We start from the raw sequence: 14,881 nt of genomic DNA, 5'->3' as shown, positions 1-14,881 counted from the left end.
CGGGAGGTTTCAATGCATACAGAACAACGCCTGCGTTTTCGCGATGCGATGGCCAGCCTGTCGGCGGCGGTTAATGTTGTCACCACCGAGGGCGATGCAGGACGCTGCGGTATCACCGCCACCGCCGTCTGTTCGGTCACGGACACCCCGCCATCGTTGATGGTCTGCATCAATGCCAACAGTGCCATGAACCCGGTTTTCCAGGGTAACGGTAAGCTGTGCGTTAACGTGCTGAACCATGAGCAGGAGATCATGGCCCGCCACTTCGCCGGGATGACCGGCATGGCAATGGACGATCGCTTTGCCCTCTCCTGCTGGCAGAAAGGTCCGCAGGGGCAACCGGTGCTGAAGGGCGCGCTGGCAAGCCTTGAAGGCGAGATTAGCCAGGTGCAAACCATCGGCACCCATCTGGTTTATCTCATTGAAATTAAAAACATCATTCTGAGCGAAGCGGGACACGGCCTGATCTATTTTAAACGCCGTTTCCACCCCGTCATGATGGAGGCTGAAGCCGCAGTGTGACCCCCTCCTGCGCTGGCCGTTTCCCGGCCAGCGCCAATTTCCACAAAAATTCCTAAGGTTTCCGCTTAATCACGCCGTTATATAGCCATAAGAGAAATTTTCTGTGTCTGAATACTGACAATACATGTCAGTGCTACCCGCATCATTCAGCGCATACCCTAATATACAGGAAGACCTTATGGCTAAATCGACGCGGAGCCGCTCGGCTGAACGTCTGGTCGATATTCTGGTTGAGTTACATTTAAATGGTGTGGTAAACCGCAGTGCGCTCATGGAAAAATTTAAAATTACCGAGCGCACTGTCTACCGGGATTTAAATGCGCTTTCACCTATTGTGGAACATACCGGTAACGGACTGTATCGTCTGATCCACTCCGCACAATCTCCCGGTGGACAAGGATTACATCACACGATTGCTAACTTCCTGAATGCCGATAGCTTTTTCCCGGAAAGAAATACGGAATTCTGGCAGAAACTTGAAACACGCGTTGACGAAAATCATATTCTTATTCTTGGCAACGAAGCAGAGCACACTGTAGAACGTGATATTCGTCGCTATTTATCGAAAATCGAGAAATCGATTAAGAATCGTAATGTATGCCAGATCGTTTATAAGGGTAAAACCCGCCAGATTAATCCCTATAAACTCATTAACAATAAAAATATATGGTATTTACAAGCCACCGAGAATAGCCGGCTAAAATCCTTCTCGTTGAGTCAGATTAGCTGGTTTGATATTCAACAAAAAACCTTCACGCCGGAAGAAAATGCGCTCGGACTGCTGGAAAAAAGCCTTGATCCGTGGGTGTCGGAAGACACTTTCGAAGTGAAAATATTCATTAAAGATACTATTTCACATTACTTTATGCGCCGCGACCTGCTGCCGGAACAAGAGCTTGTCGGTGAGCAGCACAACGGCGTCACGCTGCGCTGTCAGGCGGCACACGAGAACCAGATCCTGCCGCTGCTGTTCTACTGGCTGCCGAACATTCAAATCCTGGAGCCCAACTGGCTAAAAGAGAAGCTGCTTAAAACGCTGGAAAATTATCTGGCGGTAGAGCGCACAGCAGATAACCACGTGATCTCAATCACATAATTTCTCCCGGCGGCGGCGAGACGGAACCACTCGCCGCCCTCTTTGACCGCTCACCTGGCCCTTTCAACCGCTCATTCATTTACCTGTCTTTACACGCGCGTGGTTCTGGCACGATCGCTCCAGCATTAATCAATACCTCCTCATAACGAACCCTGACCCTTTTTCATTACATAAAAAACCAGGTCTTACTATGGATACGAAAAAACTACTGAAGCACGTGCCCTGGGCGTTACTCGGGATCCTCGGCGCTTTTTGTCTGGCGGTTGTCGCACTACGCCGGGGCGAACACGTAAGCGCCCTGTGGATCGTCGTTGCGTCTGTCTCCGTCTATCTTGTTGCTTATCGCTACTACAGCTTATACATCGCGCAGAAGGTCATGAAACTCGACCCGACGCGTGCCACTCCGGCGGTCATTAATAATGACGGCCTCAACTACGTGCCCACCAACCGCTACGTGTTGTTTGGTCACCACTTTGCCGCTATCGCCGGTGCGGGTCCGCTGGTCGGCCCGGTTCTGGCCGCGCAGATGGGCTACCTGCCTGGTACCTTGTGGCTGCTCGCGGGCGTAGTGCTGGCCGGGGCGGTACAGGACTTTATGGTGCTGTTTATCTCTTCTCGCCGTAACGGCGCCTCTCTGGGTGAGATGGTCAAAGAGGAGATGGGCCGCGTGCCGGGGACCATCGCACTGTTCGGCTGCTTCCTGATTATGATCATCATCCTCGCGGTGCTGGCGTTAATCGTGGTGAAAGCGCTGGCCGAAAGTCCGTGGGGGGTCTTCACCGTCTGCTCTACTGTGCCGATTGCGCTGTTCATGGGTATCTACATGCGCTTTATCCGCCCGGGTCGCGTGGGTGAAGTGTCGGTGATTGGTATTGTGCTGCTGGTTGCATCCATCTACTTCGGTGGCGTGATTGCGCACGACCCGTACTGGGGCCCGGCGCTGACCTTCAAGGACACCACCATCACCTTCGCGCTGATTGGGTATGCGTTTGTCTCCGCTCTGCTGCCGGTCTGGCTGATCCTGGCACCGCGTGACTACCTGGCGACCTTCCTGAAAATCGGCGTTATCGTCGGTCTGGCGATCGGCATCCTGGTGATTAACCCGGATCTGAAAATGCCGGCAGTGACCCAGTACATCGACGGTACCGGTCCTCTGTGGAAAGGTGCGCTGTTCCCGTTCCTGTTTATCACCATCGCCTGCGGTGCGGTCTCTGGCTTCCACGCCCTGATTGCTTCCGGTACCACACCGAAGCTGCTGGCTAACGAAAAAGACGCGCGTCTGATTGGCTACGGCGCAATGCTGATGGAGTCTTTCGTGGCGATCATGGCGCTGGTTGCCGCGTCCATCATCGAACCGGGTCTCTACTTCGCGATGAACACCCCTCCGGCAGGCCTGGGCATTACCATGCCAAACCTGCATGAGATGGGCGGTGATAACGCGGCGCTGATCATGGCGCAGCTGAAAGATGCGAGCGCACATGCTGCCGCAACCGTCAGCTCCTGGGGCTTCGTGATTTCGCCTGAGCAGATCATGCAGACCGCGAAAGACATTGGCGAACCGTCAGTCCTGAACCGCGCCGGTGGCGCACCGACGCTGGCAGTGGGTATCGCACACGTGTTCCACAAAGTGCTGCCGTGGGCGGACATGGGCTTCTGGTACCACTTCGGTATTCTCTTTGAAGCGTTGTTCATCCTCACCGCGCTGGACGCCGGTACCCGTGCGGGACGCTTTATGCTGCAGGACCTGCTGGGTAACTTCGTGCCGTTCCTGAAGAAAACCGACTCTCTGGTGGCGGGTATTCTGGGAACCGCGGGCTGCGTGGGTCTGTGGGGTTACCTGCTGTATCAGGGCGTTGTCGACCCGCTGGGCGGCGTGAAGAGCCTGTGGCCGCTGTTCGGTATCTCTAACCAGATGCTGGCCGCTGTCGCCCTGGTTCTTGGCACCGTTGTACTGGTGAAGATGAAACGCACCAAATACATCTGGGTCACCGTGATCCCTGCGCTGTGGCTGCTGCTCTGCACCACCTGGGCGCTTGGTCTGAAACTGTTCAGCGCCAATCCGCAGCTGGAAGGCTTCTTCTTCATGGCTAACCAGTACAAAGAGAAAATTGCCGCAGGCGGCGCGGACCTCACTGCCCAGCAGATTGCCAACATGAACCATATCGTGGTGAACAACTACACCAACGCAGGTCTGAGCATTCTGTTCCTGGTGGTGGTGTACAGCATCATCTTCTACGGCATCAAAACCTGGCTGAACGTGCGTAACGCCGAGGGTCGTACGGATAAAGAAACCCCGTATGTCCCGGTACCGGAAGGCGGCGTGAAGACCTCTTCACACCACTAATCCGCCCTCGCATCCCTCTCCCTGCGGGAGAGGGTTAGGGTGAAGGGAAACAACGCCCGGCAGCCCCAGCCGGGCTTTTTCTATCTGGAAGGCACAATGTTTGGTAACTTAGGCGAAGCGAAAAAATACCTCGGTCAGGCGGCGAAAATGCTGATTGGCATTCCGGACTATGACAACTACGTTGAGCATATGAAGACCAACCATCCGGATAAACCGTACATGACCTATACCGAATTCTTCCGCGAGCGTCAGGAAGCGCGCTACGGCGGGAGTGGAGAAGGCGGCGTACGCTGCTGCTAAAGGAGAGACCATGACCCCGATTGCCGTCACCCTGCTGACCGGTTTCCTTGGCGCCGGTAAAACCACCCTGCTGCGCCACATTCTGAACGCGCAGCACGGCTTCAAAATCGCCGTGATCGAAAACGAATTCGGCGAAGTCTCGGTCGACGATCAGCTGATTGGCGATCGCGCCACGCAGATTAAAACCCTGACTAACGGCTGTATCTGCTGCACCCGCTCGAATGAATTAGAAGATGCCCTGCTGGATCTGCTCGACAGCCGCGATCGCGGTGAAATCGATTTTGACCGCCTGGTGATTGAATGCACCGGTATGGCCGACCCCGGCCCGATTATTCAGACCTTTTTCGCCCATGAGATCCTCTGCCAGCGCTACCTGCTGGACGGCGTCATTGCGCTGGTCGACGCGGTTCATGCCGACGAACAGATGAACCAGTTCACTCTCGCCCAGTCGCAGGTGGGCTACGCCGATCGCATCCTGCTGACCAAAACCGACGTGGCGGGCGACAGCGAAAAACTGCGCGAGCGCCTGACGCGTATCAACTCGCGGGCGCCGATTTACATCGCGACGCACGGTGATATCGATCTCTCGCAGCTGTTCAACACCAATGGCTTTATGCTGGAAGAGCATGTCACCTCGACGCCGCGCTTCCACTTTATGGCAGATAAGCAAAACGACGTCTCGTCGATTGTGGTCGAGCTGGATTACCCGGTGGATATCAGCGACGTCTCCCGCGTCATGGAAAACCTGCTGCTCTCTTTTGCCGACAGGCTGCTGCGCTACAAAGGGATGCTGTGGATTGATGGCGAACCGAACCGCCTGCTGTTCCAGGGCGTACAGCGGCTGTACAGCGCGGACTGGGACAGACCGTGGGGAGATGAAACGCCGCGAAGCGTCATGGTGTTTATTGGGCTACAGCTGCCGGAAGACGAGATCCGGACAGCGTTTGCAGCACTGCGCAAATAACCGTACGAACGCAGCCCTCTCCGCAGTTGAGGAGAGGGCTGTGAGATTATTTCAGCGCGTCGGGCAGCGTCACAATCCACAGTTCGCTTTCTGACGCCGGCTTCGCCAGCGGCTTCACGGCGAGGGTGGTCGCAACCGGTTTATCATCAATCGTGAGTGCACCTTGCGAATTCACCCGATAATCCTTGAGCTTCTTGCCCTCGACCGGATTTTCCATCGCCACCTTCACGCCAAAGTCGTTATCGTTCGCGACCGCCAGCGTGTTGTTGTCAATCAGCGCTAACCCTTCGGCCTTTTCCTGCTGCCAGCCAAGCGCGCGCAAATCCACGACCTGGGTTTTAGCCGCCAGCGTAATGCCGCGCTGGGCCAGCGTCTTCTCGTCATCAAACTCCGGGTATTCGCCCGGCTTATCGAAGCGTGTCAGATCGCTCGCCTTGCTGAGGTCCACCTTGTAGATGAGGTTGCGCATGCCATCGTTTTTATCGCTGCCCTGCTCAATCAGCAGCAGCTGCTGGTTATCAAGCGCCACAATGTCACCGATTTTGGCGTCATTGTTTTTGCTGTAGGCTTCGCTGTCGATGGGATAACCGTACATCGCGGTTTTCCCGGTCGCCGGGTCGAAGCTCACCAGGCGGGTAAACAGCGCCTGTTTTTTGCTTTTGCCGTCGATATCCAGCGTGCTTTGCACCGCGGCAATGATACGCCCGTCCGGCATACGGGTCAGGCCTTCAAAGCCCCGGTTTGGTTGACGCCATTTAATAATATTCGGCAAGCCGCCCGCGATGGATTTCTCGCCTTCCGCCGCCTGCGGACCGTGAATCGCCAGGATCTTGCCTTTGCTGTCGACGTTAATCAGGAACGGACCGTATTCGTCACACAGCCAGTAACCGCCTTTACCGTCCGGCGTGATACCTTCCGTATCCAGCCCGCGATTGTCGCCCTTCAGCACCTTTAATGTGTCACTGAACGCCACTTCATTGGTCGAGCCAATCACGCCGCTTTGCAGCGGCAGACCGTTGATCTCGCCTTTATCATCATGCAGAGGGCGCGCATCGACGGCCTCCGCTTTGCCATTTTGTACGCGAATCGTCATCAGCAGCGGAGCGAAATCGGGCGTGACAAAGATTTTGGCTTCATCTTTCCCCACTTTCGGCGAATCCGCATTCGGACCGCGATCGGTCACGGTCGCAAACGTCAGGGTATCGCCCTGTTTACCGGTAAACAGCAGGCCAGAGCCAATCCCGACCGGGAGCCCCTTCGGGAACGCACCGGCAAACGCGCCGCTGTAGCTCACGCGCGTGCCTTCGGGGAAGCTGACAACATAGTGTTCGGCCGTGGGCTGCGCCGCCAGGCCAGAGAAAGAGAGCGCACAACCGATAAGCACAGGAATAATTTTTCTTTTCATATTGTTAGTATCCAGAAAGTGAAGCCAACAACGTAAAGAACAAACGTGTCAGGAAAATGACACCGCAGAGATACGCGGACAGGCAATTGCAGGCGCATGAACCGCCAGAAATGTAAAACTAAACCACAAAGTGTAAAATTTGAAATGTTTCTGGAAATTATTAGAAAGCCAATTAATTCATGTCAAACGGTTATCCTCTGTCTCGTTCAGTGTCTATTTAGTCAAAAAACTAAACCTGTCCTAAACGTCCAGGTAATACATATTGACCCGGCGATAACTAAACATGAAAGCAACATTTCAAAAGCCAGCCATTAACAAAAACAGCATAAAAACACGACCTTAATCACATTTGCAGTCATAAACTTCGCTTGTTAAGGTGGCCTCAGATGAAATTAATGACGAGGCACAAAACATGAAAAAACTGAATGTTCTTCTTCTTTCTGCTCTGACCGTCCTGTCGGGTTCTGCACTGGCTATGGGCGGCACGATTGAGCAAGGTAAAAACTTTACTAACCTTAATCTGGAAATGGGTAAATCCTCATCCGGTGTGTACCTTGAAAGCAACTGGCTCAAAAACACTGACGACGGCACGCAAACAGGTGGCGTTGGCGCCGGTTACAACCTGGAAGTGGGCCCGGTGATGCTGAATGCCGGTGCCAAAGCAATCTACCTTGGCCCGAAAAAAGGCGATAACGGCGTGGCATTCCCCATCGGTGGCGGTATTAACGTTGCGCTGACCGACAGCATCCACGTGTTTGGCGAAGGGTATGCCGCACCAGAAGGTCTGAACAACAGCGTGAAAAACTACGTGGAAGCCAACGGCGGTGTGAGCTGGACGCCAATCACGCCTGTGACGCTGAAAGTAGGTTATCGTCACGTAAGCGTTGACGGCAAAGACGGTCGTCCTGGCCACACGCTGATCGACGGCGCATATGTAGGCGGTGGAGTCACCTTCTGATGAAACACCGCATTACCGCGCTTTGCGTTCTGAGCATCACGCTTCTGCTCACCGGTTGCGTCCAGTATAAATGGGTGAAACCGGGAGTCAGTGACGCTGAGATGAATAAAAGGCTCACGGAATGCGAAGCACAGGCCCTGATTGATCTGCCCCCGGACAATGTTGTGACCGGTTCGAGCTCGGAAAAAATGGACAAATCGAAAAAGAAAAAGGATATTTCCACGAGCTACACGGTTGAAGACGCGAATGAATATCGCCGGGATACCTTAGTCGACAGCTGCATGTTCAAAAGCGGCTGGGACAAGATTGAAGTGCAATAACCTCAAAAAAAACCTGCCGGATGGCAGGTTTTTTATTCGCGGAGTTACTTACGCACCACCACCAGCTTCTGGTTCACAAACTCTTTGATCCCCAGGTCCGACAGTTCGCGTCCGTAACCGGATCGCTTCACGCCGCCAAACGGCAGCTCTGGCGCGGTATCGGTGAGCCAGTTGATATACACCATGCCGGTCTCAATACGCGACGCCATTTTCTTCGCCCGCTCGATATCCTTGCTGAACACCGCGCCGCCCAGACCATAGTGGGAATCGTTCGCCAGTGCGACCGCTTCGTCATCATTTTTCACCACATAGATCTGCGCCACCGGGCCGAAGAACTCCTCGAAGTAGGCCGGGTTGTCGCGCGAGGTATGCGTCAGGATCGTCGGCTCAAAGAAGCACCCGTCACGCTGCACCGGTTTGCCACCGTAATGCAGCGTCGCGCCGTTTTTCACCGCCTCGTTGACCTGTGTGGTCAACGTGTCCAGCGCATCCTGAGAGGACAGCGGCCCCAGGGTGGTGCTCTCGTCCAGCGGATCGCCAATCTTCACCTGCTTAAATGCCTCGGTGAATTTCGCAAGGAAGGCATCCGCAATCTTCTCATGCAGGATGAAACGCTTCGCCGCCGTACAGACCTGGCCGGCGTTATTGAGTCGGGCATTCACGCCCGTCTTCACGGCCTTCTCCAGATCGGCATCATCCAGCACCACAAAGACGTCGTTACCGCCCAGCTCCAGGGTCGATTTTTTGATGTGCTTCGCCGCCTGCGCCGCGACCACGCTACCCGCTTTTTCGGAACCGGTCAGCGCGGCACCCTGTACACGATCGTCGGCGATGATGTTCGCCACCTGATCCGACGAAATAAACAGGTTGGTCCACGCCCCTTCCGGTGCACCGGCCTCACGCACCAGATGTGCAAACGTCTCTGCACAGTGCGGCACGATGCTGGCGTGTTTGGCGATCACCGGGTTACCGGCCGCCAGGTTCGGGGCGAGGACACGCATCAGCTGGTAATAAGGGAAGTTCCACGGCTCAACGGCCATCAGCACGCCAATAGGGTGGTGCTCGACCCACGCTTCCCCGAGTTCGGAGTCGTACTTCACCGGGGCGAGGAACCGTTGGGCATTATCCGCGTAGTAGCGGGCGATTTGCGCGCACAGTTTCACTTCACCGCGGCTCTGCTCAATGAGCTTACCCATCTCCTTGCTGGCAATTTTGGCCAGATCCTCCGTACGTTCGTCGATGAGGTCCGCAAGTTTACGCAGTACCGGCAGGCGCTGGTTAATGTCGCCTTTTGCCCAGTCCGAATGGTAAAGCGCATCGGCCGCCTTCAGCGCCGCTTCAACATCCGCGTCGGTATGGGAGGGATATTCTTTGATGAGCTGGTTTGTGGCAGGATTTACTGTCTGGTAAGCCATGTCGAATCTCCTTGTTTTACCGCTTAGGGTATTAAGGGTAGACAATATGACTGGCGATGGACGTAAAGTTGGGTATATCCGGAAGGTTCTTAGCGTGGTACTGCAACATGTCGCGCGGGCATGGTATAAAAAACGTTCCTGACAGGAGTCCCCCATGACCGAGACCCGACACATCCGCCAGACCTTTCATCGCGCCTGCGGCCACGAGCTGCGCAGCACGTGGCAGAGCACCCAGGCGTATAAACGTCATTGTCACCCACAGCTCTCTATTGGCGCGATCCTGGAAGGCCAGACGTGCTGCACAATCCATGACAGGGAGTATATCCTGACCCCTGGCGACATCATCGTCATCCCGGCGCATGCTCCCCACAGCTGCAACCCGGTGGCGGGGCAACCACGCAGCTACCATATGCTGTATATCGACACTGACCTTTCGCTGGCACTGCAGGTCATTCGCGATCAAGCGCTGTTTAATCATTATCTTGACGTGGTTGAGAACATGACCGCGGCCTCCCTGAACGCACTGCTTTGCGCCCTTCCCCCCTCTACAGGCCGTACAGATAAGCCCCATTCATTGAGTCAGCAGGTGCAAGAGGCGTTTCTGTCGAACCTCACCGCTCCGCCTTCCCTTGACGACCTTGCCCGGCGATTTTCACTGCGCAAAGAGACATTAATCCGCACCTTTAAACAGGACACCGGCCTGACGCCAGGACGCTTTCTCAGCATCTCTCGCGTGGAATACGCCAAAGCGCGACTGCGTGCGGGGGATGATCTCGCCGATGTCGGTTACCAGAGCGGGTTTGCCGACCAGAGCCATTTCCATAAAACCTTCGTCAGCTACACGGCCGCCACGCCTCGCCAGTACGCGACGGGCCGATCAATATCAGACAATAATCAGGATACGTAACGCCGTAAGGTGATCTCCGTTTTTGCTCTGGAGGTCACGATGGAACTGTTCTTCCCTTCCGCTTTTCTCGCCCTGGCGCTGGCGCATTTTGTAGCCCTGTTAAGCCCCGGTCCGGATTTCTTTTTGCTGGTCGGTTACGCCGCACGCTACCGGCTGCGCGGCAGTGCCGGGTTGTGCCTCGGTATCGCCGCGGGTAACGCGCTCTATATTGTGCTGGTGATTATCGGCTGGAGCGCCCTGCGCACGTTTTCGTGGCTGTTTACCCTTATCGAATTATCCGGCGCGCTCTACCTGCTCTGGATTGGATCGCGGCTGGCGCGCAGCCGCCCACAGACGCTTGCGCTCAATGAGACTCATCAGCGGTGCCCCTCATTGCGTAAGCAAATCCTGCTGGGGCTCGGTTCGGCACTGTTAAACCCGAAGAATGCACTTTTTTATCTGGCGCTCATGACGGCGCTGTTAGGGCCGGATGTCACGCTGCTTCAGCAGTCAACCTGCGGTGTCTGGATGGTAATGGTGGTGCTGGTCTGGGATTTAGCGCTGGTGTCGCTGATGGGCTTGCCCGTGGTTCAGCGGACGCTCAGCCGTTCACTCTGGCTGATTGAGCAAACCGCTGGCATGGTGCTGATGGCGTTTGGTGGGTGGGTCGTGTGGCGTTTTTTGCATTTTCTTCCCGCCTCCCTCTATTCTTAAGCCATGGAAAAAATAGCTGAACTTAAACGCGCCAAGCTGCTGGCGCTGTCGCTGCTGCTGATTGCCGCCGCGGCGTTTATCACCACCCTGTTCCTGCCGCAAACCTTCTGGGTGCGCGGCGTAAAGGCCATTGCCGAGGCGGCGATGGTCGGCGCGCTGGCGGACTGGTTTGCCGTCGTCGCGCTGTTTCGCCGGGTGCCTATCCCGTTTATCTCACGCCATACGGCGATCATTCCGCGCAACAAAGACCGCATTGGCGACAATCTGGGTCAGTTCGTGCAGGAAAAGTTTCTCGATACCCAGTCGCTGGTGGCATTGATCCGCCGCTATGAACCGGCACAGATGATTGGCACCTGGTTCAGCCAGCCCGACAACGCCCGGCGCGTCGGGCTGCATCTGATTCAGGTAATGAGCGGTTTTCTTGAACTGACCGACGACGGACGCATTCAGCGGCTGCTCAAACGGGCGGTGCACAAGGCCATCGACAAGGTCGACTTCACCGAAACCAGCGCGGTGATGCTGGAGAGCATGACCCGTAACAATCGCCATCAGGTGCTGCTGGACGCCATCATCAACCGCCTGATCGCGCTTATCCAGCGTGACAGCACGCGGGATTTTATCGCCGACCAGATTGTGCACTGGCTGAAGACCGAGCATCCACGCAAGGCCATGGTGCTGCCTACCGAGTGGCTCGGCGATCAGAGTGCGGAGATGGTGTCGAATGCGGTGAATACGCTGCTGGATGATATCAGCCACGACCGCACGCACCAGATCCGTCAGGCGTTTGACCGCGCCACGCTGAAGTTTATCGACAACCTGAAAAACGATCCGGAAATGGCCGCCAAAGCCGATAACATCAAGCACTACCTGAAGAACGACGAGGCGTTTAACCGTTATCTGGGCGAGATGTGGGCCGACCTGCGTCAGTGGCTGAAAGCGGATATGCAAAGCGAGGACTCGCGCGTCAGGCAGCGCATCGCCAACGCCGGACTGTGGTTTGGTGAAACGCTGTCGAACGATGCCAGCCTGCAGGCATCGCTGAACGAGCATCTGGAGCAGGCGGCGCACCGCGTAGCACCGGATTTTGCCGCGTTCCTCACGCGGCATATCAGCGACACGGTCAAGAGCTGGGATGCCAAAGATATGTCGCGCCAGATTGAGCTTAACATCGGCAAAGACCTGCAGTTCATCCGTGTGAACGGCACGCTGGTAGGCGGAACGATTGGCCTGATCCTGTTTTTACTCTCGCAATTGCCTGCCGTGCTCGCGCATTAATTCGCCTCAGGCGGCGCGATCACATAGCGCGTAGGGGCAAAGCGATTAAGGATCATATGCACCAGGAAGACCATTGTCAGGGTCGCCACCAGCGCAAAGGTCACCGAGGTAATGCGATAGAGATCGCTGAACACCAGGTCGCTGTCCGGGTGCATGTTCTGCCCGAACATAATGCCGATGGTGGTGATGCTGGAAAACCCGACCCCGGCGCCGACCTTCTCCATCACGTGCAGCCGCGCGCCAAATGCCAGCCCAAGGCCAATAAGCGGCATCATCAGCAGCATATGGCTGCTGTGATCGTAAAGGATAAGCTGGACGACCAGAATGTAGAGGCAGCCCAGCACCACGCCGACCACGCGCCAGAGGGAACTCATCACCGCGCCGCGATAGTGCATGGGAAACAGAATCAATACCCCGGCCATCAGCGCGGACAGTGAGTCGCTCAGGTCGCTTACCTGGAAGATGACGAAAATCAGGGTGGCAACGGTCCCGGAAAGCAGCGACTCGTGGCGCACACGGGCGTCATCTTTTTCAATCAGCGGCGGCGGCTTGCGCGGCTCCACGTCCGGCAGCAGGTAATTCATCAGCGCGCTCAGGCACACCGCCATAACGCTCGCTTCGATATTGGAAAACAGCAACGTATGCCAGTCGGTGGTGGGATAGCTCATAAAGTTGAGCATCACGCTCTGGCAGACCACGCCCATCGAACCAAACAGAAACAGCGGTCCCTTACTCATAAAGCGAAAACGCATGACGTACAGGGCGAATACGACTAGCGTCATGATCACCGGCCATTGCGACAGATAGCCGATGATAATGACCATTTCAACGCAGTTAAGCGAGGCGCTAAAGATAAATTGCTTCGCCACGTGGCGGTTAAAGACCGGTACCAGCGACAGCAGCATGATGGGGTAGACCACGAAAAACACGCCGTAGTGAGTGTTGTAAAAACTCGAAATGCTCAGCGCAATCATGCCGGCAAAGACGATGCGCAGGGTCTGACGAAAGTCGTTTGCCGTATAGACGATGTTGCCGTGCGGGGTAAACACCCGCGCCAGAGTGTTAATAGACATAGTGCAGCAGGCTCACCAGGTGGATCTGCATCCCGGAGAAGAAGCGCGCAAACGGCCCTTCGCTGTTATAGAGCTGCACGGTGGCACGCGCACCGGTCGGAAGTTGCTTCGGTAGCGCCTCGTCCAGCGCCACGTGGATTCGCATACGCTGGGCATCACGAACCCACCGGTTGGAGGTTTCTGGCTCGGACAGCTCGCCGTTCACCGCCTCCTGTCCGGCGAGGATCCCCGCATCGCTGCTGGTCACATGCGCACGGAAGACGTGTCCCGGGAAGGCGTCAAACACCACGGCGGCATCGGTTCCCTGATGGGTATGGCGCAGGCTCTTCTCGCGGAAGTCGGCCACGATATCGGCCTGATTATTCACCAGCGCCAGCGCGGCCGAGCCGGAGGAGGCGTAATAGCCGGGGCTGAGCTGCAGGTTACTGACCGTGCCGTCCGCCTGGGCGTATACCTTCGTCCAGCCAAGATTCAGTTCCGCTTCATCCAGCGCGTTGCGGTATTTCTGCAGGGTGACGTTGCGGTGTTCTTCCCGCTCACCGCGCTGAATGCGCAGGTTACGGATGTTCGCCTGCAGCGAACTGACGGACTGCTCGCTGCTCTGCCAGGTGGTCCGGACTTTATCCAGATCCGCCTGCGACACGTTCTGCAGCGTGCTGAGTTTCTGATAACGATCGTAGGTCACCTTGTCGTTACGCGCGGTCAGCACGGCGGTTTTCAGGCTGGCCTGTGCGGCCGCGATCTGCGCATCCAGCTGTTCGTTAGAAAGTCGCGCCTGCTCCAGCGCGATTTGCGCTGCTTCCACTTTATTGCGAAACGGCGTGTCATCCAGCTCAAACAGCAGGTCGCCTCGCTTCACCTGGCTGTTGTTGTGTACATGGACAGCCGCCACGTAGCCGGAGACGCGCGGAGAAACCGGTGTCACCACGCGCATGACGGTGGAGTCCGGTGTCAGCGGTATCCAGATGTCCGCGACGACAAAGTAGACAAACATCAGCAGGAAAGAGGCAATACTTACCCTTACCCAGCGGGCAAACTTTTGTTCAGGAGTCATTATTTTTCGGTCTTGTTATCTTCTTCGCGGATTTTCCGCAAATTGCAGGCGATTTGATTCAATGTGGCGCTGAAAATATCGAGATGTTCCGGCGCGATGTTTTGCGATACGCGCGCCTGAAATGTCTCGATCACCCGGGAGAGCGTCCTGAGTACGGCGTTCCCCTCCGGCGTCAGCGTGAGTAGCCGGATACGCTTGTCATAAGGCGATACGGTGCGTAACAGGTAACCCTGTTTTTCCAGCTGTGTCAGCGTGCGCATCAGCGGCGGCAGTTCAATACCCTGCACCTCCGCCAGTTCACTCACCGAGACGTTATCCCCAAGCTGTTGAAGCTGCATCATCACCGTCCAGCTCGACTGGGTTAACCCGGTCTCGAGAATGGCGTCGTCAATCACGGCGCGCCACTGACGCACGATCATGGCCATCCGCATCCCCATCGGTCTGCGGCTAAACAGTTCTTCTTCACGCATGGGATTTCCTCTCGTAACACGCGGTCAAGATAATAGTTACCAGGATAAGTATCAAGAAACGAGAGACAAAAGAGCAGGAATTGCG

General features: G+C 56.0%; 15 protein-coding genes. 10 read left to right on the top strand and 5 right to left on the bottom strand.

Features of this window, described 5'->3' with window-relative positions; all coding sequences use genetic code 11:
• The first annotated feature begins 12 nt into the window (after positions 1-12).
• From HV242_RS02800 to yjiA, 5 genes are all read left to right on the top strand, one after another.
• Positions 13-522, top strand: coding sequence for a 4-hydroxyphenylacetate 3-monooxygenase reductase subunit (locus HV242_RS02800; RefSeq protein WP_050737532.1), 510 nt, complete (start codon positions 13-15; stop codon positions 520-522).
• Positions 523-700: 178 nt separating this feature from the next.
• Positions 701-1,618 carry a helix-turn-helix transcriptional regulator gene (locus HV242_RS02795; protein ID WP_050737533.1) on the top strand — a complete coding sequence of 306 codons (918 nt, stop codon included), beginning with the start codon at positions 701-703 and terminating at the stop codon, positions 1,616-1,618.
• A gap of 190 nt (positions 1,619-1,808) precedes the next feature.
• On the top strand, positions 1,809-3,962 hold the full coding sequence (locus HV242_RS02790; protein ID WP_020885314.1) for a carbon starvation CstA family protein: 2,154 nt from the start codon (positions 1,809-1,811) through the stop codon (positions 3,960-3,962).
• Between the two features lie 96 nt (positions 3,963-4,058).
• Complete coding sequence (locus HV242_RS02785; protein WP_003856610.1) at positions 4,059-4,262, top strand: YbdD/YjiX family protein; 204 nt, start codon at positions 4,059-4,061, stop codon at positions 4,260-4,262.
• A gap of 10 nt (positions 4,263-4,272) precedes the next feature.
• Positions 4,273-5,226, top strand: coding sequence for a GTPase (gene yjiA / locus HV242_RS02780; RefSeq protein ID WP_020885316.1), 954 nt, complete (start codon positions 4,273-4,275; stop codon positions 5,224-5,226).
• 46 nt (positions 5,227-5,272) lie between these two features.
• Here the strand turns inward: yjiA and HV242_RS02775 are convergent, their stop codons facing one another.
• Positions 5,273-6,631 carry an esterase-like activity of phytase family protein gene (locus HV242_RS02775; RefSeq protein WP_050737535.1) on the bottom strand — a complete coding sequence of 453 codons (1,359 nt, stop codon included), beginning with the start codon at positions 6,629-6,631 and terminating at the stop codon, positions 5,273-5,275.
• A gap of 412 nt (positions 6,632-7,043) precedes the next feature.
• On the opposite strand from HV242_RS02775, the gene HV242_RS02770 reads away from it, so the two are divergent.
• A complete protein-coding gene (locus tag HV242_RS02770; protein WP_014168475.1) occupies positions 7,044-7,589 on the top strand; it encodes a YfaZ family outer membrane protein in 546 nt (181 codons plus the stop codon).
• Positions 7,589-7,909 carry a hypothetical protein gene (locus HV242_RS02765; protein ID WP_032679568.1) on the top strand — a complete coding sequence of 107 codons (321 nt, stop codon included), beginning with the start codon at positions 7,589-7,591 and terminating at the stop codon, positions 7,907-7,909. The genes HV242_RS02770 and HV242_RS02765 overlap by 1 nt, the downstream gene beginning before the upstream one ends.
• A gap of 44 nt (positions 7,910-7,953) precedes the next feature.
• Here HV242_RS02765 and HV242_RS02760 read toward each other — a convergent pair whose 3' ends face one another.
• Positions 7,954-9,324 (bottom strand): NAD-dependent succinate-semialdehyde dehydrogenase, encoded by a 1,371-nt coding sequence (locus tag HV242_RS02760; protein ID WP_050737536.1) that lies wholly within the window; start codon positions 9,322-9,324, stop codon positions 7,954-7,956.
• Between the two features lie 154 nt (positions 9,325-9,478).
• On the opposite strand from HV242_RS02760, the gene HV242_RS02755 reads away from it, so the two are divergent.
• Genes HV242_RS02755 through HV242_RS02745 form a run of 3 tightly spaced genes read left to right on the top strand, consistent with a single transcriptional unit; the run spans position 9,479 to position 12,199 of the window.
• Positions 9,479-10,231 carry an AraC family transcriptional regulator gene (locus tag HV242_RS02755; RefSeq protein ID WP_040018550.1) on the top strand — a complete coding sequence of 251 codons (753 nt, stop codon included), beginning with the start codon at positions 9,479-9,481 and terminating at the stop codon, positions 10,229-10,231.
• 39 nt (positions 10,232-10,270) lie between these two features.
• Positions 10,271-10,924 carry a LysE family translocator gene (locus HV242_RS02750; protein ID WP_050737537.1) on the top strand — a complete coding sequence of 218 codons (654 nt, stop codon included), beginning with the start codon at positions 10,271-10,273 and terminating at the stop codon, positions 10,922-10,924.
• Between the two features lie 3 nt (positions 10,925-10,927).
• Positions 10,928-12,199, top strand: coding sequence for a DUF445 domain-containing protein (locus HV242_RS02745; protein ID WP_014168469.1), 1,272 nt, complete (start codon positions 10,928-10,930; stop codon positions 12,197-12,199).
• Here the strand turns inward: HV242_RS02745 and HV242_RS02740 are convergent.
• Genes HV242_RS02740 through HV242_RS02730 form a run of 3 tightly spaced genes read right to left on the bottom strand, consistent with a single transcriptional unit; the run spans position 12,196 to position 14,796 of the window.
• Complete coding sequence (locus tag HV242_RS02740) at positions 12,196-13,272, bottom strand: DUF2955 domain-containing protein (protein ID WP_050737538.1); 1,077 nt, start codon at positions 13,270-13,272, stop codon at positions 12,196-12,198. The genes HV242_RS02745 and HV242_RS02740 overlap by 4 nt on opposite strands.
• Complete coding sequence (locus HV242_RS02735; RefSeq protein WP_086533213.1) at positions 13,262-14,329, bottom strand: HlyD family secretion protein; 1,068 nt, start codon at positions 14,327-14,329, stop codon at positions 13,262-13,264. Before HV242_RS02735 ends, HV242_RS02740 begins: the two co-directional genes overlap by 11 nt.
• Positions 14,326-14,796 carry a MarR family winged helix-turn-helix transcriptional regulator gene (locus HV242_RS02730; RefSeq protein ID WP_025205651.1) on the bottom strand — a complete coding sequence of 157 codons (471 nt, stop codon included), beginning with the start codon at positions 14,794-14,796 and terminating at the stop codon, positions 14,326-14,328. Before HV242_RS02730 ends, HV242_RS02735 begins: the two co-directional genes overlap by 4 nt.
• Between the last annotated feature and the right edge of the window lie 85 nt (positions 14,797-14,881).

It is taken from the genome of Enterobacter sp. RHBSTW-00593 (assembly GCF_013784105.1).
GTDB classification, from domain to species: Bacteria; Pseudomonadota; Gammaproteobacteria; order Enterobacterales; family Enterobacteriaceae; genus Enterobacter; species Enterobacter ludwigii.
Note: the sequence above shows the minus strand (reverse complement) of the source record. Positions and strands in the feature narration are given on the sequence as shown.

Coding starts and splice junctions, on each gene's coding strand:
- HV242_RS02800 (WP_050737532.1), top strand. CDS start 13: ATGCATACAGAACAACGCCTGCGTTTTCGCGATGCGATGGCCAGCCTG.
- HV242_RS02795 (WP_050737533.1), top strand. CDS start 701: ATGGCTAAATCGACGCGGAGCCGCTCGGCTGAACGTCTGGTCGATATT.
- HV242_RS02790 (WP_020885314.1), top strand. CDS start 1,809: ATGGATACGAAAAAACTACTGAAGCACGTGCCCTGGGCGTTACTCGGG.
- HV242_RS02785 (WP_003856610.1), top strand. CDS start 4,059: ATGTTTGGTAACTTAGGCGAAGCGAAAAAATACCTCGGTCAGGCGGCG.
- yjiA (WP_020885316.1), top strand. CDS start 4,273: ATGACCCCGATTGCCGTCACCCTGCTGACCGGTTTCCTTGGCGCCGGT.
- HV242_RS02775 (WP_050737535.1), bottom strand. CDS start 6,631: ATGAAAAGAAAAATTATTCCTGTGCTTATCGGTTGTGCGCTCTCTTTC.
- HV242_RS02770 (WP_014168475.1), top strand. CDS start 7,044: ATGAAAAAACTGAATGTTCTTCTTCTTTCTGCTCTGACCGTCCTGTCG.
- HV242_RS02765 (WP_032679568.1), top strand. CDS start 7,589: ATGAAACACCGCATTACCGCGCTTTGCGTTCTGAGCATCACGCTTCTG.
- HV242_RS02760 (WP_050737536.1), bottom strand. CDS start 9,324: ATGGCTTACCAGACAGTAAATCCTGCCACAAACCAGCTCATCAAAGAA.
- HV242_RS02755 (WP_040018550.1), top strand. CDS start 9,479: ATGACCGAGACCCGACACATCCGCCAGACCTTTCATCGCGCCTGCGGC.
- HV242_RS02750 (WP_050737537.1), top strand. CDS start 10,271: ATGGAACTGTTCTTCCCTTCCGCTTTTCTCGCCCTGGCGCTGGCGCAT.
- HV242_RS02745 (WP_014168469.1), top strand. CDS start 10,928: ATGGAAAAAATAGCTGAACTTAAACGCGCCAAGCTGCTGGCGCTGTCG.
- HV242_RS02740 (WP_050737538.1), bottom strand. CDS start 13,272: ATGTCTATTAACACTCTGGCGCGGGTGTTTACCCCGCACGGCAACATC.
- HV242_RS02730 (WP_025205651.1), bottom strand. CDS start 14,796: ATGCGTGAAGAAGAACTGTTTAGCCGCAGACCGATGGGGATGCGGATG.